Annotated in this window: 17 protein-coding genes and 1 pseudogene; 4 read left to right on the top strand and 14 right to left on the bottom strand. The window is 72.1% G+C overall.

Going from position 1 to position 26,151, the window contains the following annotated elements:
• Positions 1–44: 44 nt before the first annotated feature.
• The 12 genes from BN2279_RS13705 to BN2279_RS13650 form a co-directional block, all read right to left on the bottom strand.
• On the bottom strand, positions 45–4,358 hold the full coding sequence (locus BN2279_RS13705) for a LamG-like jellyroll fold domain-containing protein (protein WP_079032139.1): 4,314 nt from the start codon (positions 4,356–4,358) through the stop codon (positions 45–47).
• A 204-nt stretch (positions 4,359–4,562) separates the two neighbouring features.
• A complete protein-coding gene (locus tag BN2279_RS13700; protein ID WP_079032138.1) occupies positions 4,563–4,898 on the bottom strand; it encodes an RNA polymerase-binding protein RbpA in 336 nt (111 codons plus the stop codon).
• A gap of 83 nt (positions 4,899–4,981) precedes the next feature.
• Positions 4,982–5,212, bottom strand: coding sequence for a preprotein translocase subunit SecG (gene secG, locus BN2279_RS13695; RefSeq protein ID WP_059009299.1), 231 nt, complete (start codon positions 5,210–5,212; stop codon positions 4,982–4,984).
• A gap of 106 nt (positions 5,213–5,318) precedes the next feature.
• On the bottom strand, positions 5,319–6,095 hold the full coding sequence (gene tpiA / locus BN2279_RS13690; protein ID WP_059009297.1) for a triose-phosphate isomerase: 777 nt from the start codon (positions 6,093–6,095) through the stop codon (positions 5,319–5,321).
• Positions 6,096–6,100: 5 nt separating this feature from the next.
• A complete protein-coding gene (locus tag BN2279_RS13685) occupies positions 6,101–7,303 on the bottom strand; it encodes a phosphoglycerate kinase (protein ID WP_059009295.1) in 1,203 nt (400 codons plus the stop codon).
• 132 nt (positions 7,304–7,435) lie between these two features.
• A complete protein-coding gene (gap, locus tag BN2279_RS13680; RefSeq protein WP_059009292.1) occupies positions 7,436–8,440 on the bottom strand; it encodes a type I glyceraldehyde-3-phosphate dehydrogenase in 1,005 nt (334 codons plus the stop codon).
• A 146-nt stretch (positions 8,441–8,586) separates the two neighbouring features.
• A complete protein-coding gene (whiA, locus tag BN2279_RS13675) occupies positions 8,587–9,564 on the bottom strand; it encodes a DNA-binding protein WhiA (protein ID WP_059009290.1) in 978 nt (325 codons plus the stop codon).
• Positions 9,555–10,610 carry a gluconeogenesis factor YvcK family protein gene (locus tag BN2279_RS13670; RefSeq protein WP_059009288.1) on the bottom strand — a complete coding sequence of 352 codons (1,056 nt, stop codon included), beginning with the start codon at positions 10,608–10,610 and terminating at the stop codon, positions 9,555–9,557. The genes whiA and BN2279_RS13670 overlap by 10 nt, the downstream gene beginning before the upstream one ends.
• 2 nt (positions 10,611–10,612) lie before the next feature.
• A complete protein-coding gene (gene rapZ, locus BN2279_RS13665; protein WP_234347818.1) occupies positions 10,613–11,533 on the bottom strand; it encodes an RNase adapter RapZ in 921 nt (306 codons plus the stop codon).
• A 95-nt stretch (positions 11,534–11,628) separates the two neighbouring features.
• The gene (gene uvrC / locus BN2279_RS13660) at positions 11,629–13,623 is read right to left on the bottom strand and encodes an excinuclease ABC subunit UvrC (RefSeq protein WP_059009286.1); all 1,995 of its coding nucleotides are present in this window, start codon (positions 13,621–13,623) and stop codon (positions 11,629–11,631) included.
• Positions 13,624–13,979: 356 nt separating this feature from the next.
• Positions 13,980–14,636, bottom strand: a complete 657-nt coding sequence (locus BN2279_RS13655; RefSeq protein WP_059009284.1) for an MBL fold metallo-hydrolase — start codon at positions 14,634–14,636, stop codon at positions 13,980–13,982.
• 13 nt (positions 14,637–14,649) lie between these two features.
• Positions 14,650–15,348 carry a maleylpyruvate isomerase family mycothiol-dependent enzyme gene (locus BN2279_RS13650; RefSeq protein WP_059009673.1) on the bottom strand — a complete coding sequence of 233 codons (699 nt, stop codon included), beginning with the start codon at positions 15,346–15,348 and terminating at the stop codon, positions 14,650–14,652.
• A 186-nt stretch (positions 15,349–15,534) separates the two neighbouring features.
• On the opposite strand from BN2279_RS13650, the gene uvrA reads away from it, so the two are divergent.
• Both uvrA and BN2279_RS13640 read left to right on the top strand, forming a co-directional pair.
• Positions 15,535–18,459 carry an excinuclease ABC subunit UvrA gene (uvrA, locus tag BN2279_RS13645; protein ID WP_059009282.1) on the top strand — a complete coding sequence of 975 codons (2,925 nt, stop codon included), beginning with the start codon at positions 15,535–15,537 and terminating at the stop codon, positions 18,457–18,459.
• A 126-nt stretch (positions 18,460–18,585) separates the two neighbouring features.
• The gene (locus BN2279_RS13640) at positions 18,586–22,044 is read left to right on the top strand and encodes a phosphodiester glycosidase family protein (RefSeq protein WP_079032137.1); all 3,459 of its coding nucleotides are present in this window, start codon (positions 18,586–18,588) and stop codon (positions 22,042–22,044) included.
• 12 nt (positions 22,045–22,056) lie between these two features.
• Here the strand turns inward: BN2279_RS13640 and BN2279_RS13635 are convergent, their stop codons facing one another.
• Together BN2279_RS13635 and uvrB are read right to left on the bottom strand one after the other, a co-directional pair.
• Positions 22,057–22,644: a TerD family protein gene (locus BN2279_RS13635; RefSeq protein ID WP_059009280.1), complete on the bottom strand. Its 588-nt coding sequence runs from the start codon at positions 22,642–22,644 to the stop codon at positions 22,057–22,059.
• Positions 22,641–24,746 carry an excinuclease ABC subunit UvrB gene (gene uvrB / locus BN2279_RS13630; RefSeq protein WP_059009279.1) on the bottom strand — a complete coding sequence of 702 codons (2,106 nt, stop codon included), beginning with the start codon at positions 24,744–24,746 and terminating at the stop codon, positions 22,641–22,643. Before uvrB ends, BN2279_RS13635 begins: the two co-directional genes overlap by 4 nt.
• Positions 24,747–24,901: 155 nt before the next feature.
• Here uvrB and BN2279_RS13625 point away from each other — a divergent pair, with 155 nt between their 5' ends.
• Positions 24,902–25,840 carry a glycerophosphodiester phosphodiesterase gene (locus tag BN2279_RS13625; protein ID WP_059009277.1) on the top strand — a complete coding sequence of 313 codons (939 nt, stop codon included), beginning with the start codon at positions 24,902–24,904 and terminating at the stop codon, positions 25,838–25,840.
• A gap of 43 nt (positions 25,841–25,883) precedes the next feature.
• Positions 25,884–26,141, top strand: a pseudogene (locus BN2279_RS27725) (methylated-DNA--[protein]-cysteine S-methyltransferase); the annotation flags it as partial.
• Between the last annotated feature and the right edge of the window lie 10 nt (positions 26,142–26,151).

Genomic DNA, 26,151 nt, shown 5'->3' with positions numbered 1-26,151 from the left:
ACGTCGGCCGGGCCTCGTGGCGGACCGGCGGTACGGGACGTCTGTCAGGGCACTTCGGTCGGGGCGTCGGGGATGCCCGCCGCCAGGTTCGCGATCTGCGAGGGCGACAGGGTGCCCTGGAACGTCCAGAGGTCGTCGATGGCGCCGGGCCAGTACTCGCCCCAGGCTCCGCCGGTGCGGGCGCGCCCCACTTGCAGGGAGTTCCCGGCGCGGAACGTCAGGACGTTCTCGGCCAGGGACCCGGGCTCGCAGGCGGCGTCGCCCTCGTCGGCGCAGGTGCTGCCGGCCAGCCGTCCGTTGACGTAGAGCCGGGCCTCGCGCCGGAACCCGTCGTAGACGAGCGCGACATGATTCCAGTCCCGGACATCGGGCGCCTGGCTGTGATGGACCCGGGTGACGGTCGCCGTCGCCGAATCGCCGTTGGGCAGGGCGAGTTGCCACGAGCCCCAGCCGGGGAACTCCGGATCGGGCACGAAGCGGGCGGAGAACGCGCTCTGTGTCGTGCCCGCCGCGCTGACCAGCGTCACCGCGCCGTCCGGGGCCGCCGCCGCCTGAGCCCATGCCGCGACGGTGAAGCTGGCCGTCGTGTCCACGGGCACGCGGGTCGTGGCGGCGTGGTCGTCCACGCCGTCCAGCGTCAGGGCGCCGCTGTCGACCCAGCCGGGGCCGACCACGGGGTTGCCGCCGAGCCGCAGCGGGTTGGCGGAGGCCGAGGCGTCCGGGGTCACGACTCCGCCGTCCCCGCCCGGGTTCGTCGCCTCGAACTGCCAGCGGGCGGTGAGAACGGGGCGCTGTTCGAAGAGCTGCCGCACCTCGGTGGCGGTGACGGTCCGGTCGAAGAACCGGACGTCGTCCAGCGTGCCCTCCATCTGGTTGTACAGGCCGGCGCTGTTCCGCGCCGACCCGAGCAGCACGGGTCCGGTCGCGTTCCAGCGCTGGGTGAACGAGGCCGTGCCCTCCAGCTCGCCGTTGACGTAGAGCCGCATGGTCTGGGCGTCCATGTCGTAGGTGCCCACCACATGGGTCCAGGTCCCCAGGCCCGCCGCCGGACAGTTGGGTGTGGTGGCGGAACAAGGATTCTGGTTGACGCGCACGTGGGAGGCGTCCGCGGTGTCGGCGGTGGAGCGCAGGAACGACCACCCCAGGCCGTCCGCCCGGTGGTAGAGCGCGAAGCCGTGCTGCTGGAGGCCCAGTTGGTCCGCCGCCACCATGACGCGGTTCTCCTTGTCGGCCGGCAGCCTCGCCCACAGCGAAACGGTGAAGGACTGGTAGGTGTCGAGCACCGGCTGGGTGGTCGCCGCGTGGCCGGTCGAGCCGTCGAACGAGACCGCGCGGCCCCGCAACCCCGCCTCGCCCGTCTGCGCGGCACCGTGCACCTGGGCCTCGGTCGGCTGGCTGTGGCCCACGACGGATACCGCGTCGGCGGGCTCGTCCAGGGACCAGATCGTCTTGGCCGGGCGGCTGGTCTGCGTGATGGGCTGGTGGGCGTGGAGCTGGGTGACCTGCGCGGCGCTGAGGCCGTAGTCGTAGAACTGCACCTCGTCCAGTCGGCCGTTGAAGAAGGCGCCCGGATTCGTGCTGCCCAGCGTCGCGCCCAGCGTCGTGGCGCCTCGCGCCTCCCAGGGACCGCCACTGACCGGCGAGGAGTCGGCGAGCTGGCCGTCGACGTAGAGGAGCAGTTGCTGCGTGACGTTGTTGAAGACCGCGACCACATGAGTCCATTGGCCCAGCACGGGTGGCGTGTCCTGCCTCGCGAACCAGCCGGTGGTGGTCGGAGCAGTATCCCCGCTGGAACGGTAGAACACCCAGCCGTCCGTGGGGTGGGCGGTGACGCGGAACGCCCAGGTGTTCATCCCGCTCGCGGCGACGGCGGTCCCCTCACGCGTCAGCCCGGTCTCCGGGAGGCGGGCCCACAGCGAGACGGAGAAGCTCTTGGACGTGTCCAGGACGGGCGTCACCGTCGAGGCGTAGCCGTTCTGCCCGGCGAACTCCAGCGCCTCGCCCCGCACCCCGGCCGCACCGGCCGTCACGTCCCCGGACAGGGCGGCGTCCCATGGCTCGCCCTGGCCGGTCACCGCCGTCGCCCCGCTCTCCTCGTCGAGGTCCCACACCATCCGCTCGGGCTCCCCGGCGCGCACCGCGAACAGGTAGGTGCGCTCCTCCGAGCCGTTGCCTGCGCCGTCGAAGGACCGGACGACGATGCGGTTGACGCCCGCGGTCTCCGGCAGGACCTGCACGGTCCTGGCGCCGCCGCCGCTGGTGGTCACGGACGTGGTGGGCGTCGTCGTACCGGTCGGTGCCATGACGCGGTACTCGTAACGGACGACGTCTGTCTCCGCCGCGTCGAACGTGAAGCTGCCGTACTTGCCGACGCCGTCGTACCAGGGGTCGTCGGGGTCGGCCGTGTCGGGCTCCGGGTACTGCGGCGATGTCACCGCCGGGGCCCTGGGCTTGGTGGTGTCGTAGACGAAGGCGCAGCGCTCGGGTGCGCCGGTGGAGGACCACGCCCCGTACTGCGCGCCGTCGTACGCGCGGGCCGCCCACTCGATGCGGCGGTTCTGCGGGATGGTCGAGGGCAGCGTCGCCGAGAAGGTGGACCCGGACGCCTTGGCGGTGGTCGTCGTGGACCAGCGGATGATGTTGCCCTGGCCGTCGCCGGTGTCCCAGCGCGCGGCGAACTCCACGCTCACCCGATCGCCGTCCGGGTCGGTGACGTTGACGGCGTAGAGCTTGCCGCGGGTGGCGACCATCGCCGGGCTGGAAGGCGGCTTGCACGTGCCGCCGTACTCCATGCTGAGCTGCGAGGTCCTGATCTGGCCGGGCGGACGGTTGTACTCCACGCGCAGGTGGGCGTTGTCGGAGAAGCGCTTCCAGGTCAGCGGATCGTCCTCGCTGGTGGCCCGCATGCCGAAGGTCAGCGTCGACCAGCGGCCGTCGGCGGCCTGCTGGACGGCGGACGTGACGTCGAACTCGGCGTCTCTGGCGGCGCAGCCGTCCCAGCCGTAGGCGAACGACCGGGTGTCCAGGTGGTCGACCCAGAAGCCGGACGCGTTCTGGCTGTCCCAGGTGGTGCCGGAGTTGATGCCCCGGGTGCGCCAGAGCTGCACCTCCCGGGCGGTGCAGGAGGCGGAATGCACGGCGGGCACCACGAATTCGGCGGACCGGATGTCGGTGTCCGCGAAACGCGAGGTGGGGACGCGGTAGAACAGCCGCTTCAGGTCCTTGGGCATGCAGCCGTCCCAGCCGCAGTAACCCATACCCGCGTTGTTCTCACCGTTGAACAGCCACTGCGGGGAGTCGTGCCAGTACCGCGAGGCCATGGTCCAGGCGGACGCCCGGGGGCTGTACCACTGCGGGTCGATGTAGACGGGGTACGTGGTCTCCTCGCCGTGGAGGATCTCCTCGTCGGGGGTGAGGACGAGGTGGTCGTCCGTCACCTCGACGTCCACGCGGCCCTGCCGCGCCGACTCGCCCGCTCCCGGTTCACCGACCTGCTCGTCCGTCGTCGTCGCGGTGGTCGTGGTCGCGGTCGTCGCGGCTTCGGTCGCCGCCGCCGAGCGGGCGGCGGTCTCCTCGCCGGTGCTGGAGTCCCACATCAGCGGGGCCGGCGCCTCGAACACCGCCGTGCCGGCGCCGTCGTCGACAGCCTCCAGGCCGCCGTCGGCGGCGATCTGGACGGTCATGCCGTCCGCTTCCAACCGCAGTGAGAGCTCGGCCAGTCCGGGGTCGGCGGCGGCCTCGGGAGTGTGGACGACCAGGAGTTGGGTGAAGCCGTCGGCCTCGGCGCCCATCTGGAGGTCGACATCGGGGAGCACGTTCTCGTAGACCGCGAGCGATCCGTCCAGGCGCGGCGCGGGCAGAGTGCCGGGCCAGTGGAGTTCCAGGGTCCGGCCCGCGCGCGTCATCCGGGCCATCGGCTGCTCGTCACCGCCGCCGGAGAACGCCAGGTCGACGGTGGTCACCGCCGGGGCGACCATCCCGCCGCCGGCCGGGGCGAGGTCGGTGTCGATGTCCTGCCACACGCCGTCCACGCGGGCGCGGACCGGGCGCAGGTACTCCCGGGCCTCCAGCGTGCCGTCCGGGGTGGCGTGGACATCGCTGCTCTCGCCGCGCAGCGACAGCACCTCGACGGGCTCGCCGGTCCGCGCGGCCTCCGCCAGCGCCTCGTCCTCCGTCGCGGCCCCGGTACCGGCCTCGGCGCCGGGCGCGGCGGGCTCGGCGGGCTCCTCGGTGCTGCGTGCCGGGATGCCGCCGGCCTGGTCCGCGCCGTGCGCGGGCTGCGCCGCGCCCAGCAGACCCACCACCAGAGCGAGCCCCAACCCGCCACGCAGCAGCGAGCCACGCGTTCCTGCTCCCATCCCAGCCCCTCCCCCGCACCCACACGCGCTTCACGTGGAGCACGCAGATCCAGAGGAACCGTAGAGACCGCTCGCACACCCGTCCACACCACCAAAACGGGCATACGCAGGCGTATGGAGTGCGGCGGCGGAAAAAGTAGCCGGAAAGCACCGGTGCCCGGCCGACCGCTCGGGGAGCGGGGGCCGGGCACGGGGGGTTTTGTCTCAGATTTCGCCGCGGAGCTTGGCCAGGGCTTCGGCCAGGATGGCCTCGCCATCGGCGTCGCTGCGGCGCTCGCGGACGTACGCGAGATGCGTCTTGTACGGCTCGGTGCGGGGCGGAGCGGGTGGGGCGTCGCGCTCCGTGCCCGCCGGGAAGCCGCAGCGCGGACAGTCCCAGGTGTCCGGGATCTGCGCGTCGCTGGCGAAGCTGGGCTGCGTCTCGTGCCCGTTCGCGCACCAGAAGGAGACCCTCAGCCGAGGCGCCGACTCCCCGCGTTCGGCCTCACCCATGGGCCCCGCCCCGACCCGGCTGCCCCGGATCGCGTTGCCACCTGCCACGGTCGTTACTCCCTGCCTGACGTCCTGCGAAGTCCTCAGTCTATGCAAGGCACAACGCACGTCCAGTGCTACGAGTTACTGACTTAGGACTTCATGAGAAGACCGAGTACCACCACGATCGAGAACCAGATGAGGCCCACGACCACGGTGATCCGGTCCAGGTTCCGCTCGGCGACGGACGAACCGCCGACCGAGGACTGCATGCCGCCGCCGAACATGTCGGAAAGGCCGCCGCCCTTGCCCTTGTGCATCAGCACGAGCAGTCCCAACAGGAAGCTGAAGACGATCAGGGCGATCTGGAACGCCGTTTCCACGACTGGACCAACTCTCTCGACGGACGAACGGTGGACCGGGGGCCGGACACGTACGGTCCGGCCCCCGACAGGGTACAGCGAGCGCGGCGGACCGCGCCGTCACGGATTACTGATCGCGGAACCGCACGATCTTGACGAACTCCTCGGCGTCCAGCGACGCGCCGCCCACCAGGGCGCCGTCCACGTCGGGCTGGGCCATGATCGCCGCCACGTTCCCGGACTTGACCGAGCCGCCGTACTGGATGCGGACCTTGTCGGCCAGCGCCCCGTCGTACAGCTCCGCCAGCCGCGCCCGGATCGCCGCGCAGACCTCCTGCGCGTTCTCCGGGGTGGCGACCTCGCCCGTGCCGATGGCCCAGACGGGCTCGTAGGCGATGACGACGGTGGCGGCCTGCTCGGCCGGGATGTCCGCGAGGCCGCCGTCGAGCTGGGCGAGGGTGTGCGCGACGTGGGTGCCCGCCCGGCGAACCTCCAGCGGCTCGCCGATGCACAGGATCGGGGTGAGCCCGTGCCGGTAGGCCGCCTTGACCTTGGCGTTGCAGATCTCCTCGTTCTCGCCGTGGTACTGCCGGCGCTCCGAGTGACCCACCACCGCGTAGGTGCAGTTGAGCTTGGCGAGCATCGGCCCGGAGATCTCACCGGTGTACGCGCCGGAGTCCTGCGCCGAGATGTCCTGGGCGCCGTACTTGATCTTCAGCTTGTCGCCGTCCACCAGGGTCTGCACGGACCGCAGATCGGTGAACGGCGGCAGCACGGCGACCTCGACCTCGTCGAAGTCCTTGTCCGACAGCCCGAAGGCCAGCTTCTGGACGTGGGCGATGGCCTCGAGGTGGTTGAGGTTCATCTTCCAGTTGCCCGCCATGAGCGGGGTGCGCGACGCCATGGTCGTCAGTCCTCCAATGCAGCGAGGCCGGGGAGCGTCTTGCCCTCGAGGTATTCGAGGCTCGCCCCGCCGCCGGTCGAGATGTGGCCGAAAGCGTTCTCGTCGAAGCCGAGGATGCGCACCGCGGCGGCGGAGTCGCCGCCGCCCACCACGGTGAACGCCGGGCTGTCGAGCAGCGCCCGCGCCACGGCACTGGTGCCCTCGGCGAAGTCCGGGTGCTCGAAGACGCCCATCGGGCCGTTCCAGAAGACGGTGGCCGCGTCGGCCAGCTTCGCCGCGTACAGCTCGCGGGTCGCCGGGCCGATGTCGAGGCCCTGGAGGCCCGCCGGGATGGCGTCGGCGGCGAGCACCACCGGGTCGGCGGGGGCCTTCGTCCTCAGGTCCGGGAAGTCCTTGGCGGCCACGACGTCCACCGGGAGCACGAACTCCACGCCGCGCTCCGCCGCGCGCCGCAGGTACTCCTGGACGGCCGGGACCTGGTCCTCCTGGAGCAGCGAGTCGCCCACCTCCAGGCCCTGGGCCTTGAGGAAGGTGTACGCCATGCCGCCGCCGATGAGGATGCGGTCGGCCTTCTCCAGCAGGTGGTCGATCACGCCGAGCTTGTCGGAGACCTTGGCGCCGCCGAGGACGACGGCGTAGGGCCGGCTGACGTCGTCGGTCAGCTTCCGCAGCACGCCGACCTCGGTGGCGATCAGGCCACCGGCCGCGTGCGGGAGGCGGGCGGGCAGGTCGTAGACCGAGGCGTGCTTGCGGTGCACCGCGCCGAAGCCGTCGCCCACGTAGAGGTCGGCCAGCCCGGCGAGCTGATCCGCGAACGCGCCGCGCTCGGCGTCGTCCTTGCTGGTCTCCCCCGCGTTGAACCGGAGGTTCTCCAGCAGGGCCACGCCGCCGTCGGCGAGGCCGGCGACGGTGTCGCGGGCGCTGTCACCGATGGTGTCGTGGGCGAACGCCACGCTCGTGCCCAGCAGTTCGCCCAGTCGCGCGGCGACGGGGGCGAGGGAGAACTGCGGGTCGGGCGCGCCCTTGGGGCGGCCCAGGTGCGAGGCGACGATCACCTTCGCGCCCGCGCCGGCGAGCTTGGCGATGGTCGGGACGGCGGCGCGGATGCGGCCGTCGTCGGTGATGGTCCCGTCCGCGAGCGGAACGTTGAGGTCGGCGCGGACGAAGACCCGCTGCCCGGCGACCTGGAGGTCGTCGATCGTCTTCATGGTTGTCTGGACTCCTAGAGGCTTCTCTGGCCGCTATTGCCGCTTGCCTTCCGCGGGCGCCGCAGGGCGCCGTATGGCGCAGGGCCCGCAGCGCGCGGTGACGCGCCCTGCGAGCCCTGCGTTACAAAACGGTCAGAGCCGCTCGCCCACGTAGACGGTGAGGTCGACGAGACGGTTGGAGTAGCCCCACTCGTTGTCGTACCAGCCGACGATCTTGACCTGCTTGCCCTGCGCCATGGTCAGCGAGGAGTCGAAGGTGCAGGAGGCCGGCCAGTTGACGATGTCCGAGGAGACGATCTGGTCCTCGGTGTACTCCAGGATGCCCTTGAGCTGGGCCTCCGCGGCGGTCTTGAAGGCCGCGTTGACCTCTTCCTTGGTGACCTCGCGGTCCAGCTCCACGACCAGGTCGGTGACCGAGCCGGTGGGGACCGGAACGCGCATGGCGATGCCGTCGAGCTTGCCCTTGAGCTGCGGGAGGACCAGGGCGGTCGCCTTGGCGGCACCGGTGGTGGTCGGGATGATGTTCAGCGCGGCGGCGCGGGCGCGGCGCAGGTCGTTGTGCGGGAAGTCGAGGATGCGCTGGTCGTTCGTGTAGGCGTGGACGGTCGTCATCAGGCCCTTGACGATGCCGAAGCTCTCGTCGAGCACCTTGGCCATCGGCGCCACGCAGTTGGTGGTGCAGGAGGCGTTGGAGATGACGTCGTGGGCCGCCGCGTCGTACTTGTCCTGGTTGACGCCCATCACCACGGTGATGTCCTCGTTCTTCGCGGGCGCGGAGATGAGGACCTTCTTGGCGCCGGCGGCGAGGTGCTTGGCGGCGTCGTCGCGCTTGGTGAAGATGCCGGTGGACTCGATGACGATGTCGGCGCCCAGCTCGCCCCAGGGGAGCGCGGCCGGGTCGCGCTCGGCCAGCGTCTTGAACGTCTGGTTGCCGACCGTGATGGTGTCCTCGGTGTGGGTGACCTCTTCCTTGAGGCGGCCGAGGATGCTGTCGTACTTCAGCAGATGCACCAGGGTGGCGTTGTCGGTAAGGTCGTTCACTCCGACGATCTGGACATCCGCTCCCTGTTCAAGGAGCGCGCGGAAGTAGTTGCGACCGATACGGCCAAAGCCGTTGATTCCTACGCGGATCGTCACGAACCGATCTCCTCGTTGGTACGCCGGTGAAACGAACACCGGCGAAACTGTATTTGGGATGTCCCCGACCTCTTCCGACCCTACCGCGCCCCGGTTTCGCCGGTGACATTGGCCATGCGTGTTCGGGCCGGGCGGGGCCGACCGGCTCAGCCGACCATCTCCTCGGTGAGGCACGCCTCGGTGCCCGGGATGCCCAGATCCTGCGCCCGCTTGTCGGCCATGGCCAGCAGGCGGCGGATGCGGCCCGCGACGGCGTCCTTCGTCAGCGGCGGGTCGGCCCGCGCGCCCAACTCCTCCAGCGACGCCTGCTTGTGCTCCATGCGCAGCCGCCCCGCGGCGGCCAGGTGCTCGGGCACGTCGTCACCGAGGATCTCCAGCGCGCGCTGGACGCGGGCACCGGCGGCGACGGCGGCGCGGGCGGAACGGCGGAGGTTGGCGTCGTCGAAGTTCGCCAGGCGGTTGGCCGTGGCGCGCACCTCGCGACGCATCCGGCGCTCCTCCCAGGCCAGCACGGAGTCATGGGCGCCGAGCCGGGTGAGGAGGGCGCCGATGGCGTCGCCGTCGCGGACGACGACGCGGTCCACGCTGCGGACCTCGCGGGCCTTGGCGCCGATCTGGAGCCGGCGGGCCGCGCCGACCAGGGCGAGGGCGGCCTCGGGGCCGGGGCAGGTCACCTCCAGGGAGGAGGAGCGGCCGGGCTCGGTGAGGGAGCCGTGGGCGAGGAACGCGCCACGCCAGGCGGCCTCGGCGTCGCAGGTGGCGCCGGAGACGACCTGCGGGGGCAGGCCGCGGATCGGCCGGCCGCGGCCGTCGACCAGGCCGGTCTGCCGGGCGAGCTGGTCGCCGCCCGCCACCACGCGCACCACGTAACGGCTGCCGCGGCGCAGCCCGCCGGGGGCCATCACCACGAGGTCGGAGGAGTGGCCGAAAATCTCCAGGATGTCCCGGCGCAGGCGCCGCGCGGCGATCCCGGTGTCCAGCTCGGCTTCGATCACGATCCGCCCGCTGACCAGGTGCAGGCCGCCCGCGAAGCGCAGGATCGACGACACCTCCGACTTGCGGCAGCAGGTGCGGGTGACGGGAAGCCGGGAAATCTCGTCCTTCACCGCAGCCGTCATCGCCATGGGCCGATCCTTCCATGCATCCGAAAAATACGGTCGTACGCGGCGGCCAGCAGCTCCGGATCGTGCCGGGCGGAACGGTCCGGCGCGGCCACCGGCGCCAGCTCGACTCCGGCCCCCAGCCGCTTCGCCGCCCGGCGCAGACTCTCCTCGTCCGGCACGGCGGCGCGGTCCGCCAGCACCACGTCAAAGGCGAGTTTAGGGGCGTGTTGTACCAAAACCTCCACATGACGCTGCGGGGAGAACCCATCAGTTTCGCCGGGTTGGGGAGCGAGGTTGAGGGACAGCACGCGGCGTGCCTTCGTGTCGGTCAGGGCCTGGAGGAGGTCGGGCACCAGCAGATGCGGGATGACGGAGGAGAACCAGGAACCGGGGCCGAGGATCACCCAATCGGCGTCAAGGACGGCCTGTACCGCCTCGGGAACGGCGGGCGGGTCGTGCGGGACGAGCACCACCTGCCGGACCTCGCCGGGGGTGAGGGCGACGGCGGCCTGGCCGCGGACCCGGCCCAGCTCGTCGGGGCGGGCGGGGTCGTGCCCCCTGACCACGGCCTCCAGCTCCAGCGGCACGGCGGACATCGGCAGGACACGGCCGTGGGCGCCCAGCAGCTTGCCCATCAGGTCGAGGGCGCGGACATGGTCGCCGAGCTGCTCCCAGAGAGCCACCAGCAGCAGGTTCCCCACCGCGTGGTCGTGCAGGGCCCCGCCGCTGGTGAAGCGGTGCTGCACCACCTCGGACCAGGTGCGGCCCCACTCGTCGTCGCCGCACAGGGCGGCCAGCGCCTTGCGCAGGTCGCCGGGGGGCAGCACGCCCAGCTCGTCCCGCAGCCGGCCGCTGGACCCGCCGTCGTCGGCGACGGTCACGACGGCGGTCAGGTCGCCCGTGATGCGCCGCAGCGCGGTGAGCGAGGCGGACAGACCCATGCCGCCGCCGAGGGCGACGACCTTGGGCTGGGCGGCGCGGCGCCCGCCGCGCGGCGACCTGACCGCGCGCCGGGCCCGGCTCTCGCTCTCCGCTGTCCGGCGCTGCCGGACGCCTCGTAGCGGCATCCCTACTCGCGTCCCATGTCGCGGTGCACGACGACCGTCTCGACGCCCTCGGCCGAGAGCCGGCGGGCGAGCCTCTCCGACATGGCGACGCTGCGGTGCTTGCCGCCGGTGCAGCCGACGGCGATGGTCACATACCGCTTGCCCTCGCGGCGGTATCCGGCGGCGACGAGCTGGAGCAGCTCGGCGTACCGGTCGAGGAACTCCTTGGCGCCTGGCTGGTCGAACACATAGCCCGCGACCTCCTCGCTGGTGCCGGTGAAGGGGCGCAGCTCGGGCACCCAGTGCGGGTTGGGCAGGAACCGGCAGTCGACCACATGGTCGGCGTCAACCGGGAGGCCGTACTTGTACCCGAACGACATCACCGTGGCCCGCAGCCCGGGCTCGGCGCCGGCGGTGAACTGGGCGTCCATCTTGGCGCGCAGCTCGTGCACGTTGAGATTGGACGTGTCGATCACCAGATCGGCGTCGCCGCGCAGCTCGCGGAGCAGGTCGCGCTCGGCCGCGATGCCGTCCACGATGCGGCCGTCGCCCTGGAGGGGGTGCGGGCGGCGCACCGATTCGAACCGCTGGACGAGGGCGTTGTCCGACGCCTCCAGGAAGACGACGCGCCGGGTGACGCCCTTGGCGTCCAGGTCGGTCAGGGACTGGCGCAGGCTGTCGAAGAACCCGCGGCCCCTGACGTCGACGACGACGGCGATGCGGGCGACGTTCCCCTGGGAGCGGGCGCCGAGGTCGACCATGGTGGGGATCAGGGCCGGTGGCAGGTTGTCCACCACGAACCAGCCGAGATCCTCCAGACACTTGGCCGCGGTGCTGCGGCCCGCGCCGGACATGCCGGAGATGATGACCAGCTCCGGGGTGGTCAGCACCTCGTCGTCGGCCGTCGCGGTCGGCTCGTCTGCGCCGCTGATCTGTTCGCTCATGATGCGGTCCCCCCGTGTGCCTCTCGTTCGTGCCGGGTGTCTGGTGTGGTGGTGTCCGTGGTGCGGTGTCCGTGGTGCGGTGGTGCCGCCCCCGCTCAGTCCTCGATGATCTCGCCGGTCGCGGTGTTCACCGCGGGAGCGGGCCGGCTGTCCTGGGCGAGGGCCGCGGCGACGGTCTCCGCCGTCCTGCGGCCCACCCCGGGAACCTCGCAGATCTCCTCGATCGTCGCGGCGCGCAGCCGCTTGACCGAGCCGAAGTGCTTGAGCAGGGCCTTCTTACGGGTCTCCCCGAGGCCGGGCACGGCGTCGAGAGGACCCCTTCTTATCGATTGTGACCGCTTGCCCCGCTGATAGCGGATGGCGAAGCGGTGGGCCTCGTCACGTGCCCGCTGAAGGAGGTACAGCCCCTCGCTGGTGCGCGGCAGGATCACGGGGTCGTCGTCGCCGGGCAGCCAGACCTCCTCCAGGCGCTTCGCGAGGCCGCAGACGGCGACGTCGTCGATGCCCAGCTCGTCCAGGGCCCGGCGGGCGGCGGCCACCTGCGGCTGCCCGCCGTCCACGACGACGAGCTGCGGCGGGTAGGCGAAGCGCTTGGGGCGGCCGTCCTCGTCCCTGGCCGGCGTCCCGTCCGGGAACGCGTCCGGGGTCTCGTCCTCGCCGGGCTCCTCGACGGCCCACTCGCCGGTCCTCTCGCGCTCGCGCAGATAGCGGCGGAACCGGCGGGAGATCACCTCGTGCATGGCCCGGACGTCGTCCTGCCCGGAGAAGCTCTTGATCTGGAACCTGCGGTACTCGCTCTTGCGGGCGAGGCCGTCCTCGAAGACGACCATGGACGCCACCACGTCATCGCCCTGGAGATGGGAGATGTCGAAGCACTCGATGCGCAGCGGGGCCGAGTCGAGGGAGAGAGCCTCGGCGATCTCCTCCAGGGCGCGGGAGCGGGTCGTCAGGTCGGAGGCGCGCTTCGTCTTGTGCAGGACGAGGGCCTGCTGCGCGTTCCGCTCGACGGTCGCCATCAGGTCCTTCTTGTCGCCGCGCTGCGGGACGCGCAGGCTGACCCGGGAGCCGCGGCGCTCGCTGAGCCACTCGCCGACGGGCCCGGCGGGCTCCGGGAGGGCGGGGACCAGGACCTCCTTGGGCACGGTGTCACCGCGCTCCTCGCCGTAGAGCTGCTGGAGGGCGTCCTCCACCAGATCGGCGGTGGTGACCTGCTCGACCTTGTCGGTGACCCAGCCGCGCTGGCCGCGGACCCGGCCGCCGCGCACGTGGAAGATCTGTACGGCCGCCTCCAGCTCGTCCTCGGCGAGGGCGATCACGTCGGCGTCGGTGGCGTCGGCGAGGACGACCGCGTTCTTCTCCATGGCGCGCCGCAGCGCCTCCATGTCGTCGCGGAGCCGGCCGGCCCGCTCGTACTCCAGCTCCTCCGCGGCCTCGTGCATCCGCTCCTCCAGGCGGCGCAGATACGTGCCGGTGCGGCCGGCCATGAAGTCGCAGAACTCCTCGGCCAGCTCGCGGTGCTCCTCCGCGGAGACGCGGCCGGTGCAAGGGGCGGAGCACTTCTCGATATAGCCCAGGAGGCAGGGGCGGCCGACGGCGGTGGCGCGCTTGAAGACACCGGCGGAACAGGTCCTGATGGGGAAGACGCGGAGCAGGAGGTCCACGGTCTCCCGGATCGCCCAGGCGTGGGCGTAGGGCCCGAAATACCGCACGCCCTTGCGCTTGGGGCCGCGCATGACCTGGGCGCGGGGGAACTCCTCGTTCATGGTGACGGCGAGCGACGGATAGCTCTTGTCGTCGCGGTACTTGACGTTGAAACGGGGGTCGTACTCCTTGATCCAGGAGTATTCGAGCTGGAGGGCCTCGACCTCCGTGGAGACCACGGTCCACTCGACGGAGGCGGCGGTGGTGACCATGGTGGCCGTCCTGGGATGCAGGCCCGAGATGTCCTGGAAGTAGGACGAAAGGCGCTGTCGCAGGCTCTTCGCCTTCCCGACGTAGATCACCCGGCGGTGATCGTCGCGGAAGCGGTAGACCCCGGGCGAGTCGGGGATCTCGCCCGGCCTCGGGCGGTAGCTGGAGGGGTCGGCCATGGTCGCCACCCTACTGCGGCCCACTGACACCCCGAGCGACGACCGCGCGGCTGCCGGGCGGCACTTGAACAACGAAACCCGCAGGCCGCCGCGCGGGCGGAGAAGCGAGCAGGGAGAAGGGGGAGCGACGACCGCGCGGCAGCCGAGCGGCACTTGAACAACGAAACCCGCAGGCCGCCGCGCGGGCGGAGAAGCGAGCAGGGAGAAGGGAGAGCGACGACCGCGCGGCAGCCGGACGGCACTTGAACAACGAAACCCGCAGGCCGCCGCGCGGGCGGAGAAGCGAGCGCATAGGACACAGCAAGCGACGACCGCGCGGCAGCCGGACGGCACTTGGGGCGGCGCCCGGTGTCGGGTCACCAGCCTCGTTCGCGCCACTCCTGGAGGTGGGGGCGTTCGGTGCCGAGGGTGGTGTCGGCTCCGTGGCCGGGGTAGATCCATGTCTCGTCGGGGAGCGCGGCGAAGAGTTTGGTCTCGACGTCGTGCAGGAGCCGGGTGAACGCGGCGGCGTCGCCGCGGGTGTTGCCGACGCCGCCGGGGAAGAGGCAGTCGCCGGTGAAGACATGGGGGTGCCCGTCGGGGTCGTCGTACACGAGGGCGATGGAGCCGGGGGTGTGGCCGACGAGGTGGCGGGCGGTGAGGCGGCAGGTTCCGACGCGGATCTCGTCGCCGTCCTCGACCAGGACGTCGGTGGCGACCGGGATGGCCTCGGCGTCGTACCGGCCGGCGTACGTGCGCGCGCCGGTGGCGCGCACCACTTCGTCGAGCGCCTGCCAGTGGTCCGGGTGGCGGTGGGTGGTGACCACGCCGGTGATGCCGTCGCCGCCGATGAGGGAGAGGAGGGTGGCGGGCTCGGCGGCGGCGTCGATGAGGAGCTGTTCGCCCGTCTCGCGGCAGCGCAGCAGGTAGGCGTTGTTCTCCATGGGGCCGACGGCGGCCTTGGAGATGATCAGCTTGGCCAGCTCGTGGACGCCTGCCGGGCCGCCGACGGTGACGTTTCCGGTGTACGACATGACGGTCAGTGTGTCAGAGGGGCGGCAGCACGGGCAGGGAACCGCCCTGGCCGCCGAGGGTCAGGCCGGTCCCGTCGGTGCGTCCGGTGAGCCAGCCGACGAGGGCGGCGGGCGTCCCGGCGATGACGAGACCGGGCCCGTCGTCGCCGCCGGTGGGCCAGGCGCGGCCGTCCTCGGCGCGCAGTTCCATGGGCGGCAGGGCGGGGTGGCCGGTGAAGCGGTCGGCGAGGTACAGCAGGGCGCCGTCGGTGAAGGCGCCGGGGAGGTCGGCGACGGTGTGGCCGGCGTCCAGGTCGATGTGGTGCAGCTCGACCTCGACCCAGCGGCGCAGCGGGAGGGCGGCGGCGAGGTCGGTGACGCCGTTGCGCAGGGTGACCGTGGTCTGCCATTCCTGGTCGGTGAGGCGGTCGGCGGCGGCGGCGAAGCGGGCGGCGCTGTCGCGGAGGTCGGCCAGGTGCTCGGCGGCCGGCCGGGCGGCGTCGCGCTCGATGTCGGCGCTCCTGGCGTTGTCGTCGGCGTACATGGGGCGTCCGGCGAGCACGTTGACGATGGCGTCGGCGTTGCGCGCGAGGTGGGCCAGGACGTGGCCGCGCGTCCAGCCCGGGAGGCGGGAGGGCCGGGCGACGGCGGTGTCGTCCAGACCGGCGACGGTGGCGAGGAGGCGGTCGGTGGAGTCCTGGAGACCGAGAAGGTCCGCTGCGGGATCGTTCATGATCACCACGCTAACGCGCCCGCCGCGCTGTGCCACTCCTTCGGGTGAAGGAGAGGGGAAATCCCGGGTATTCGAACGCGCGTACTATAGAGTCCGTGATTGTCAGATGCCGCCCCTACTCTTGAGCGGGGTTGCTCGCATCGGGCGAGTTCCCCCTTGCAGTCATCAGGAAAGGTGCCATCCGGCGTGGCCGACCGACTTATCGTTCGTGGCGCTCGCGAGCACAATCTGCGGAATGTCTCGCTCGACCTGCCCCGCGACTCCCTCATCGTTTTCACCGGGCTGTCGGGTTCGGGCAAGTCCTCGCTCGCCTTCGACACGATCTTCGCGGAGGGCCAGCGCCGCTACGTGGAGTCCCTCTCCGCGTACGCGCGACAGTTCCTGGGCCAGATGGACAAGCCCGACGTGGACTTCATCGAGGGCCTCTCACCCGCCGTCTCCATCGACCAGAAGTCGACCTCGCGGAATCCCCGCTCGACGGTCGGCACGATCACCGAGGTCTACGACTATCTGCGGCTGCTGTTCGCCCGCATCGGCAAGCCGCACTGCCCGGAGTGCGGCCGGCCCATCGCGCGCCAGTCGCCGCAGGCCATCGTGGACAAGGTGCTCGCCCTGGAGGAGGGCAGCCGCTTCCAGGTGCTGTCGCCGCTGGTGCGGGAGAGGAAGGGCGAGTTCGCGGACCTGTTCGCCGACCTCCAGACCAAGGGGTACAGCAGAGCGCGGGTGGACGGCGCCACCGTCCAGCTCACCGACCCGCCGAAGCTGAAGAAGCAGGAGAAGCACACCATCGAGGTGGTCGTGGACCGCCTGACGGTGAAGGAGAGCGCGAAGCGGCGGCTGACCGACTCGGTGGAGACCGCGCTGGGGCTCTCCGGCGGCATGGTCGTGCTGGACTTCGTGGATCTGCCGGAGGACGACCCGCAGCGGGAGCGGATGTTCTCCGAGCATCTGTACTGCCCGTACGACGACCTGTCCTTCGAGGAACTGGAGCCGCGCTCCTTCTCGTTCAACTCGCCGTTCGGCGCCTGCCCGGAGTGCACCGGCATCGGCACCCGGATGGAGGTCGACGCGGAGCTGATCATCCCCGACCCGGAGAAGACGCTGGACGAGGGCGCGATCCATCCGTGGTCGCACGGACACACCAAGGGCTATTTCAACCTGCTGATCGGCGCCCTGGGCAAAGCGCTGAACTTCAGGACGGACATCCCCTGGGAAGGGCTGCCGCAGCGCGCGCACAAGGCCCTGCTGTACGGGCACAAGACCAAGATCGAGGTCCGCTACGAGAACCGGCACGGCCAGGAGCGGGCGTACACGACGGCCTTCGAGGGCGTGGTGCCGTTCATCCGGCGGCGGCATGCCGAGGCCGAGACGGACTCCAGCCGGGAGCGCTTCGAGGGCTATATGCGGGAGGCGCCCTGCCCGTCCTGCCGGGGCACGCGGCTGAAGCCGCTGGTTCTCGCGGTGACGGTGCAGGGGAAGTCGATCGCCGAGATCGCCGGGATGTCGATCAGCGAGTGCGCCGACTTCCTGCGCGGCATGACGTTGAGCGACCGCGAGAAGACCATCGCGGAGCGGGTGCTCAAGGAGGTCAACGAGCGGCTGCGGTTCCTGGTGGACGTCGGGCTGGACTATCTGTCGCTGGACCGCGCGGCGGGGACGCTGTCGGGCGGCGAGGCCCAGCGCATCCGGCTGGCGACGCAGATCGGCTCCGGGCTGGTCGGGGTGCTGTATGTGCTGGACGAGCCGTCGATCGGGCTGCACCAGCGGGACAACCACCGGCTGATCGAGACCCTGGTCCGCCTCCGCGACCTGGGGAACACGCTGATCGTGGTCGAGCACGACGAGGACACCATCAGGACCTCGGACTGGGTGGTGGACATCGGGCCGGGCGCGGGCGAGCACGGCGGCAAGGTCGTGCACAGCGGGCCGCTGGCGGAGCTGCTGACGAACACCGAGTCCCTGACCGGGCAGTATCTGTCGGGCGCGCGGGCCATCCCGACACCGCCGAAGCGGCGGCAGGTGGACCCGAAGCGCCGGATCACCGTGCACGGCGCGCGTGAGCACAATCTGCGGGACGTCGACGTCAGTTTCCCGATCGGGGTGCTGACGGCGGTCACCGGTGTCTCGGGCTCCGGCAAGTCCACCCTGGTCAACGACATCCTGTACACGCACCTGGCCCGCGAGCTGAACGGCGCGAAGTCCGTCCCCGGGCGGCACACCCGGGTCACCGGCGACGATCAGGTGGACAAGGTGGTGCACGTCGACCAGTCCCCGATCGGCCGGACCCCCCGGTCGAACCCGGCGACGTACACCGGCGTCTTCGACCACATCCGCAAGCTGTTCGCGGAGACCACGGAGGCGAAGGTCCGGGGCTATCTGCCGGGCCGGTTCTCGTTCAACGTGAAGGGCGGTCGCTGCGAGAACTGCTCGGGCGACGGCACGATCAAGATCGAGATGAACTTCCTGCCGGACGTCTATGTGCCGTGCGAGGTGTGCCACGGCGCCCGGTACAACCGGGAGACGCTGGACGTGCACTTCAAGGGCAAGTCCATCGCGGAGGTGCTGGACCTGCCGATCGAGGAGGCGCTGGACTTCTTCGAGGCCGTGCCCGCGATCGCCCGGCATCTGCGGACCCTGAAGGACGTCGGCCTGGGGTATGTCCGGCTCGGGCAGCCCGCGCCGACGCTGTCGGGCGGTGAGGCGCAGCGGGTGAAGCTCGCCTCCGAGCTCCAGAAGCGGTCCACGGGCAGCACCGTGTATGTGCTGGACGAGCCGACGACCGGTCTGCACTTCGAGGACATCCGCAAGCTGATCTCGGTGCTGTCCGATCTGGTCGACAAGGGCAACACGGTGATCGTGATCGAGCACAACCTGGACGTCATCAAGACGGCGGACTGGGTGGTGGACATGGGTCCGGAGGGCGGCTCCGGTGGCGGCCTGGTGATCGCGGAGGGCACCCCGGAGCAGGTCGCCTCGGTGACCGCCAGCCACACGGGGAAGTTCCTGCGGGACATCCTGGGTGACGCGGTGACCGACGCCCCGCCGGTCGCCGCGAAGCCCGCGCGGAAGAGGGCCGCCACCCGGAAGAAGGAGGCGGCGCCGGGGAGTTGACCGGGCCCGGGATTGTTCGCCCGGCGTTCGGACGGGCCCTCTGGTGCGGTCCGCTCCTCCCCTGGGACGCTGAGCCGCCGGCCGCGCTCGCCGCGCGGACGGCGCCAGCGTCCGAGGGAGCCGCCCATGCCGGGAGCCGCCGTCGCCGGGGTCCACTGTCGTCGCCGGGTCCGCGCCCGTTCACTCGCCCTGGTCGCCGTCGCGGCGGCGCTGGCGGCCGTCCCGGTGCCGCCGGAGGCGTCCGGCGCCGCTCCCCCGGCCGTCCCGGCCACGATCGCCGAGCGCGACGGCATGCAACTGTCGCGCACGGACCAGACGATCGCGCCGGGCGCCGAGCTGACGACGTTCCAGCGCCTGGAGTCCGACAAGTGGCTGAGCGCCCAGGCGCTGAGCATCGACCTGACGAGCGACCTGCGCGTCGATCACCTCGCCCCCGAGGCCGTCGCCGCCGCCGCGCCGCTCAGCGAGCTGGTCGCCGCCCACGACCCGGGCGAGGGCCGCGCCGTCGTGGCCGCGATCAACGGTGACTTCTTCGACATCAACGGCTCCAGCGCCCCGCTCGGCCCCGGCATCTCCGGCGGCGAGCTGGTCCACTCCGGCACGGGCACCGCCGTGGAGGCCGTGGGCATCGGCCCGGACGGCGCCGGCCGCGTCCTGGACGTGTACTTCGACGGCACCCTGACGCTGCCCACCGGCGAGGCGGACCTCGACGGCTACAACGCGGCGGGCGTGCCCGAGGGCGGTATCGGCCTGTACACCGCCCGGTGGGGCGAGGCCGACCGGGCGCCGGCCGTGGCCGGTGCCGACGACGTGACCGAGGTCGTGGTCGAGGACGGCGAGGTCACCACCGTCTCGGACAAGCCCGGCCGGGGCCCGGTCCCGGACGGCGCCACGGTGCTCCTCGGCCGCGAGGCCGGAGCCGCGACCCTCGCGACGCTCGACGCCGGCGACCCCGTCGCCGTCGAGTACGACGCCACGACCGGCGACGGCGGGCCCCTGCCCGGCACGGCGGTCGGCGGGCGCGGCGTGCTGGTCGTCGACGGCGCGCCGCAGGACTGGGAGGGCCGGCCGAACAACGCCACCGCGCCGCGCACCGCCGTCGGCTTCTCCCGCGACGGCCAGGAGATGTTCGTCCTGACCGTGGACGGCCGCCAGGAGCACTCCGGCGGCACCACCCTGACCGAGCTGGCCGTGATGATGGCCGACCTCGGTGCCTGGAGCGCCCTCAACCTCGACGGCGGCGGCTCCACCACCCTCCTGGCCCGCGCCCCGGGCGACCCGGCTCCGCACCTGGTCAACAGCCCCTCGGACGGGCAGGAGCGCGAGGTGCCCAACGGGCTCGCGGTCACCGCACCCGAGGGCAGTGGCGTCCCGGCCGGGTTCCGCGTGGCCACCGCCGTCGACCCGGCCACCGCCCCCACCGCCGACGCCGTGCCGGGCGGCCACCCCGACCGCGTCTTCCCCGGCCTGACCCGGCGGCTGACGGCCACACCCCACGACGAGACCTATGGCCCCGCCGAGGCCGGTGCCGTGCGGTGGCGCGCCGACCGGCCCGCCGTGGGCCGGGTGGACGTTGACGGCGTCTTCCACGCCGCCCGCCCCGGCACCACGGCCGTCACCGCCGAGGCCGCGACCGGAGGGCGGGCGACCGGCTCGCTGGAGCTGACCGTGCTCGGGGAGCTGACCCGCGTCACACCCACCACCCGCCGTCTCGGGCTCGCGGACGCCACCGCCGCGGCCACGTTCGGCCTGGTCGGCCACGACGCGGCCGGGAACACGGCGCCCGTCGAACCGGCCGACGCCACCCTCGCCTACGACACCTCCCTGTTCACCGTCGAGCCGGACCCGGCGCGCGGCGGCTTCCGCGTCACCGCCGCCCCCACCGCCCCGGACGATCCGGCCGCCTCCGGGACGATCACCGTGACCGTCGCCGGGATCACCACCACGCTGGCCGTCACCGTCGGCCTGGAGGAGACCGCCGTCGCGGACTTCGACGACGCCGGCGCGTGGACGTTCACCCAGGCGCGGGCCGCCGGCTCGCTCGCCCCCGAACCCGAGGGGCACGACGGGGCGGCGCTGGCCATGACGTACGACTTCGGGCTGAGCACCGCCACCCGCGCCGCGTACGCCACACCGCCCGCCGACATCCCCGTCCCCGGGCAGCCCCAGAGCTTCACGCTGTGGATCGACGGCGACGGCCACGGCGCCTGGCCCTCCCTCCAGCTCACCGACGCCCACGGCACCTCCCAGGTGCTGCGCGCGCCGCACATCACGTGGGAGGGGTGGCGGCAGGTCACGTTCGACGTGCCGGAGGGCCTGGCGTTCCCCGTGTCGGTGCGGCGCCTCTACCTCGCGGAGACGCGCCCGGACCAGCGTTACACCGGCCGGGTCGTCCTCGACGGCCTGCGGGCGCACGCCCCCGCGGAGGTGCCGCTGCCCGAGGAGCCCGCGCCCGCCGATCCGCTGGTGGCGCCGGGCGCGGAGGTCGCGGCACGGGACTGGCGGTTCGCGGTGGTGTCGGACGCGCGGCTCGTCGCCGGGGACCCGGACGGCGCCCCGGTGGCGTCCGCGCGCCGGACGCTGCGGGAGGTCAGGGCCGCCGACCCCGACTTCGTCGTCGTCAACGGCGACTGGGTGGACGAGGGCACACCGGAGGATCTGGCGTTCGCCCGGCGCGTGATCGAGGAGGAACTAGGGCCCGATCTGCCCTGGTACTACGTGCCGGGCGACCACGAGGTGACGGGCGGGTCGATCGGCCCGTTCGAGGAGGAGTTCGGCCCCGCGCACCGGACGTTCGACCACCGGGGCACCCGGTTCATCACCCTGGACACATCGTCCCTCACGCTGCGCGGCGGCGGGTACGAGCAGATCCGGGAGCTGCGGACGCTGCTGGACGACGCCGCCCGGGACCCGGCGATCGGCTCGGTGGTGGTGCTGGGGCACGTCCCGCCGAGGGACCCCACGGCGCGGCCGGCCGGCCGGCTCACCGACCGCCGGGAGGCGGCCCTGCTGGAGACATGGCTGTCCGGGTTCCGGCGGGACACGGGCAAGGGCGTCGCGTTCATCGGCGCGCACGCCGGAGTCTTCGACGCCTACCACCTGGAGGGCGTGCCCTACGTCGTCGGCGGCAGCGCCGGAACGGCCCCCGCCGCACCGCCGGACGAGGGCGGCTTCACCGGCTGGACTCTCGTCGGCGTCGACCGGGCGGACGCGGCCCCGCACCCGGCCGTCCCCACCGCTGCGGACCGGCTGTCGGTGGAGACCAGGCCGCACGTGGACGGGCTGACGCTCGCCGCGCCCCCGGCGCTGACCGTGGGCGCGACGGACCGGGTCACGGCCACGGTGACGCAGGACGCGGCGGACGGCACGGTCCGCGAGGTGCCGGTGGCCTTCCCGGTCAGCGCGGACTGGTCCGGCTCGTCCGGGCTGCACATGGGCGACCCGGACAGCGCGGGAGGGCGGCACATCGCCGCCCTCGACCCGGCCACGGGGGAGCTGACCGCGCGGCGCCCCGGCACGGTGACCGTCGAGGTGACGGTCGGCGACAGGTCGCGGCGGGCCGAGGTGACGGTGACCGCGCCCTGACGCCCCGGGCCGCTACAGGTGCGGGGTGATCGCGGGCAGCAGATCCTGGAACGTGCGGCCGGTCGCCGGGGCGCCGATCGCGGTCATCTGCCATCCGGCGCCCTGGCGGCGCACCTTCGCCATGATCATCGCCGTGGAGGAGCCGCCGCCCGCCAGGGTGTACCGGGCCAGCTCCTCCCCGGTGTCCTCGTCCAGCAGCCGGCAGAACGCGCGCTCCACCTCGGTGAAGGTCTGCCCGGTGAACGAATTCACCGTGAAGACGATCTGGTCGATCCGCTGCGGCAGCCGCGACAGCATGACGACGATCGACTCGTCGTCCTCCTGCCCGGCGCCGCCCGTCAGATTGTCCCCGGTGTGGAGGACGGAGTTCGCGTCGTCGCTGAGCTTCCCGAAATAGACGACGTCCTCCGCGTTCCCCCCGGAGAACAGCACGGCCGAGGCGTCCAGGTCGATGTCCCCGCCGCCCATCAGCCGCTTCAGCAGCCCGCCCTTCTTGCGGGCCGCCGCCTGCCAGCCCAGACCCATCCGGACCGTGGACAGGCCGCCACCACCGGACTTCTCCAGGCTGATGGCCTGTCCCTTGCTCAGGTTCACACTCACTTCAGGCCGACCTCTCGCATCTGACGCAGCTCCTTCTTCAGGTCGGACACCTCGTCGCGCAGCCGCGCGGCGATCTCGAACTGCAGCTCCGCCGCGGCGGCCCGCATCCGCTCGGTGAGCTGCTCGATCGTCTCGGCCAGCTCGGCGACCGGGCGGTCGGTCAGCTCCTTCGGCGCGCGCCTGGTGCCCGCGGTCGGCACCGGCGCCTTGCCCTTCCTGGCCTCGCCCGGCTGCCGGTACCCGCTGCCGAGCAGCTCCCGGGTGTCGACCTCCTCGCGGGCGATCGTGGCGACGATGTCGTTGATCTTCTTGCGCAGCGGCTGGGGATCGATGCCGTGCGCCTCGTTGTACGCGATCTGCCGGGCCCGGCGGCGGTTCGTCTCGTCGATGGCCCGGTCCATCGCCGGGGTGACCCGGTCGGCGTACATGTGGACCTGGCCCGACACATTCCGCGCGGCCCGGCCGATCGTCTGGATCAGCGACGTGCCCGACCGCAGGAAGCCTTCCTTGTCGGCGTCGAGGATGGCCACCAGCGACACCTCGGGAAGGTCCAGGCCCTCCCGCAGCAGGTTGATCCCGACGAGGACGTCGAACTCGCCGGAGCGCAGCTCCCGCAGCAGCTCCACGCGGCGCAGGGTGTCCACGTCGCTGTGCAGATACCGCACGCGGATGCCGAGCTCCAGGAAGTAGTCGGTGAGGTCCTCGGCCATCTTCTTGGTGAGCGTGGTGACGAGAACGCGCTCGTCCTTCTCGGCCCGAACCCGGATCTCGTGCACGAGGTCGTCGATCTGGCCCTCGGTGGGCTTGACCACGACCTCCGGGTCGATGAGGCCGGTGGGGCGGATGATCTGCTCCACCACACCGTCGCCCCGGGACAGCTCGTACGCGCCGGGGGTGGCCGACAGGTACACCGTCTGGCCGATCCGCTCCAGGAACTCCTCCCACTTCAGCGGCCGGTTGTCCATCGCGGACGGCAGCCGGAAGCCGTGCTCGACCAGGACCCGCTTGCGCGAGGCGTCGCCCTCGAACATGGCGCCGATCTGGGGCACCGTGTTGTGCGACTCGTCGATGACCAGCAGGAAGTCGTCCGGGAAGTAGTCCAGGAGGGTGTGCGGCGGGGTGCCGGTCTCGCGGCCGTCGATGTGGAGCGAGTAGTTCTCGATGCCGGAGCAGGTGCCGATCTGCCGCATCATCTCGATGTCGTAGGTGGTGCGCATCCGCAGCCGCTGGGCCTCCAGGAGCTTGCCCTGCTGCTCCAGGACGGCCAGCCGCGCGGCCAGCTCGGCCTCGATGCCCGCGACGGCGCGCTCCATGCGCTCGGGGCCGGCCACGTAGTGCGAGGCGGGGAAGACATAGAGGTGGTCGTCGTCCGAGATCACCTCGCCCGTCAGCGGGTGGAGCGTGGACAGCGCCTCGATCTCGTCGCCGAACATCTCGATGCGGACGGCCAGCTCCTCGTACACCGGGAAGATCTCGATGGTGTCGCCGCGGACCCGGAAGGTGCCGCGGGTGAACGCCATGTCGTTCCGCGTGTACTGGATGTCGACGAAGCGGCGCAGCAGCGCGTCGCGGTCGATCTCCTGGCCGACCTTCAGCGGCACCATCCGGTCCACGTACTCCTGGGGGGTGCCCAGGCCGTAGATGCAGGAGACGGAGGCGACCACGACGACGTCGCGGCGGGTGAGCAGCGAGTTCGTCGCGCTGTGGCGCAGCCGCTCGACCTCCTCGTTGATCGAGGAGTCCTTCTCGATGTAGGTGTCCGTCTGCGGGACGTACGCCTCCGGCTGGTAGTAGTCGTAGTAGGAGACGAAATACTCCACCGCGTTGTTCGGCAGGAGCTCGCGGAACTCGTTCGCCAACTGGGCGGCCAGCGTCTTGTTCGGCGCTATGACCAGCGTCGGCCGCTGGAGGCGCTCGATCATCCACGCGGTGGTGGCCGACTTGCCGGTGCCGGTCGCGCCGAGCAGCACGACGTCCTTCTCACCTGCCGTGACCCGCTTCTCCAGCTCGTCGATGGCCGCCGGCTGGTCGCCGCTGGGCCGGTACTGACTGACGACCTCGAAGGGTGCCGTGGTGCGTTCGATCTTGGAAACGGGCCGCATGCACTCCACCGTACGGCCCGCCACTGACAACCGGGTCCCACCGGCCGACGGTCCCACGCTGTTCAGCTCGCGGTAACCGCCTCCGACCCCGCCCGTTTCCGCCCGGCGGGGAGTCTTCCGGCGTCCGGCCCCGCACGGAAGCGAGGAGTCCCCCCATGCCGCACACATCCGCCGCCGACTGGGCCCGGTGGCTGCTGGGCCTGGCCGTCCTCTGGGCGGTCCCCGTCCTCGGCACGGCCGCCACCGACGACGGCGCCCCCACCGGGCCGGCCGCCGCGACCGCGCCGGTGGTCCCGCTGTCCGGCCCGTCGGTCGTCGCGCACCGGGGCGCCTCCGGCTACGCGCCGGAGAACACGCTGCCCGCCGCCGACGAGGCGGCCGAGCGGGGCGCCGTCTGGGTCGAGACGGACGTCCAGCGGACGGCCGACGGGGAGCTGGTCCTGCTGCACGACACGACGCTGGAGCGGACCACCGACGTCGAGGAGGTGTTCCCCGACCGGGCGCCGTGGAACGTCTCGGACTTCACGGCCGAGGAGATCGCGCGGCTGGACGCGGGAAGCTGGTTCGGCGAGGAGTTCGCCGGTGAGCGGGTCCCGACGCTGGCGGAGTTCCTGGACCGGCTGGACGCGAACGGGCAGCGGCTGCTGCTGGAGATGAAGGGGCCGGAGCTGTACCCGGGCATCGAGGAGGAGATCCTCGCCGTGCTGGAGGCCGAGGGCTGGCTGCGGGAGGCGCGCCCCGGGGACCGGCTGGTGGTGCAGAGCTTCGACGCCGGGTCGGTGCGAACCGTGCACGAGCTGGCACCCGAGGTGGCGACCGGTTTCATCGGCACGCCGGACGTCGCGGACATCGCCGAGTACGCGGCCTTCGCCGACCAGATCAACCCGCGCGTCGGCGACCTGACGGCCGACTACGTGGCGGCGCTCCAGTCGGCCGTCGGGCCGCACGGCGAGCCGGTGGTGGTGCAGACCTGGACGGTGAACGACGGGCCGACGGCGCAGCAGGCGGCGGCGCTCGGGGTGGACGGCGTCATCACGAACTACCCGGACATCGTCCTGGCCGCCCTGGAGGGCGCGGACTCCTCGGCCCGCTGACGGCACCCCGCCGCTGTCAGTGGCTCCCCGTACGCTTCCGGGCATGAGGGGTGACACACAGTGTTCGTGGGTGGTGCGGGAGACGCCGATCGGGCCGCTGTTCCTCGCAGCCACCGGGGTCGGCCTGGTGCGGGTGGGGTTCCATGCCGGGGAGCGCGCGGTCCGTGCCGCCCTGGCCGGGCTGGCGGCCGGTCTGGGGGTGCGGCCGGTCCCGGCCGGGGAGCCGGGGAGCGATCCGGTGCTGGCGCGGGCGGTCGCCGAGCTGGAGGCGTATTTCGCGGGCGGGCTGAAGGATTTCCGGCTGCCGCTGG

The sequence above is a fragment of the Streptomyces specialis genome (genome assembly GCF_001493375.1).
Taxonomy (GTDB): Bacteria; Actinomycetota; Actinomycetes; order Streptomycetales; family Streptomycetaceae; genus Streptomyces; species Streptomyces specialis.
Note: the sequence above shows the minus strand (reverse complement) of the source record. Positions and strands in the feature narration are given on the sequence as shown.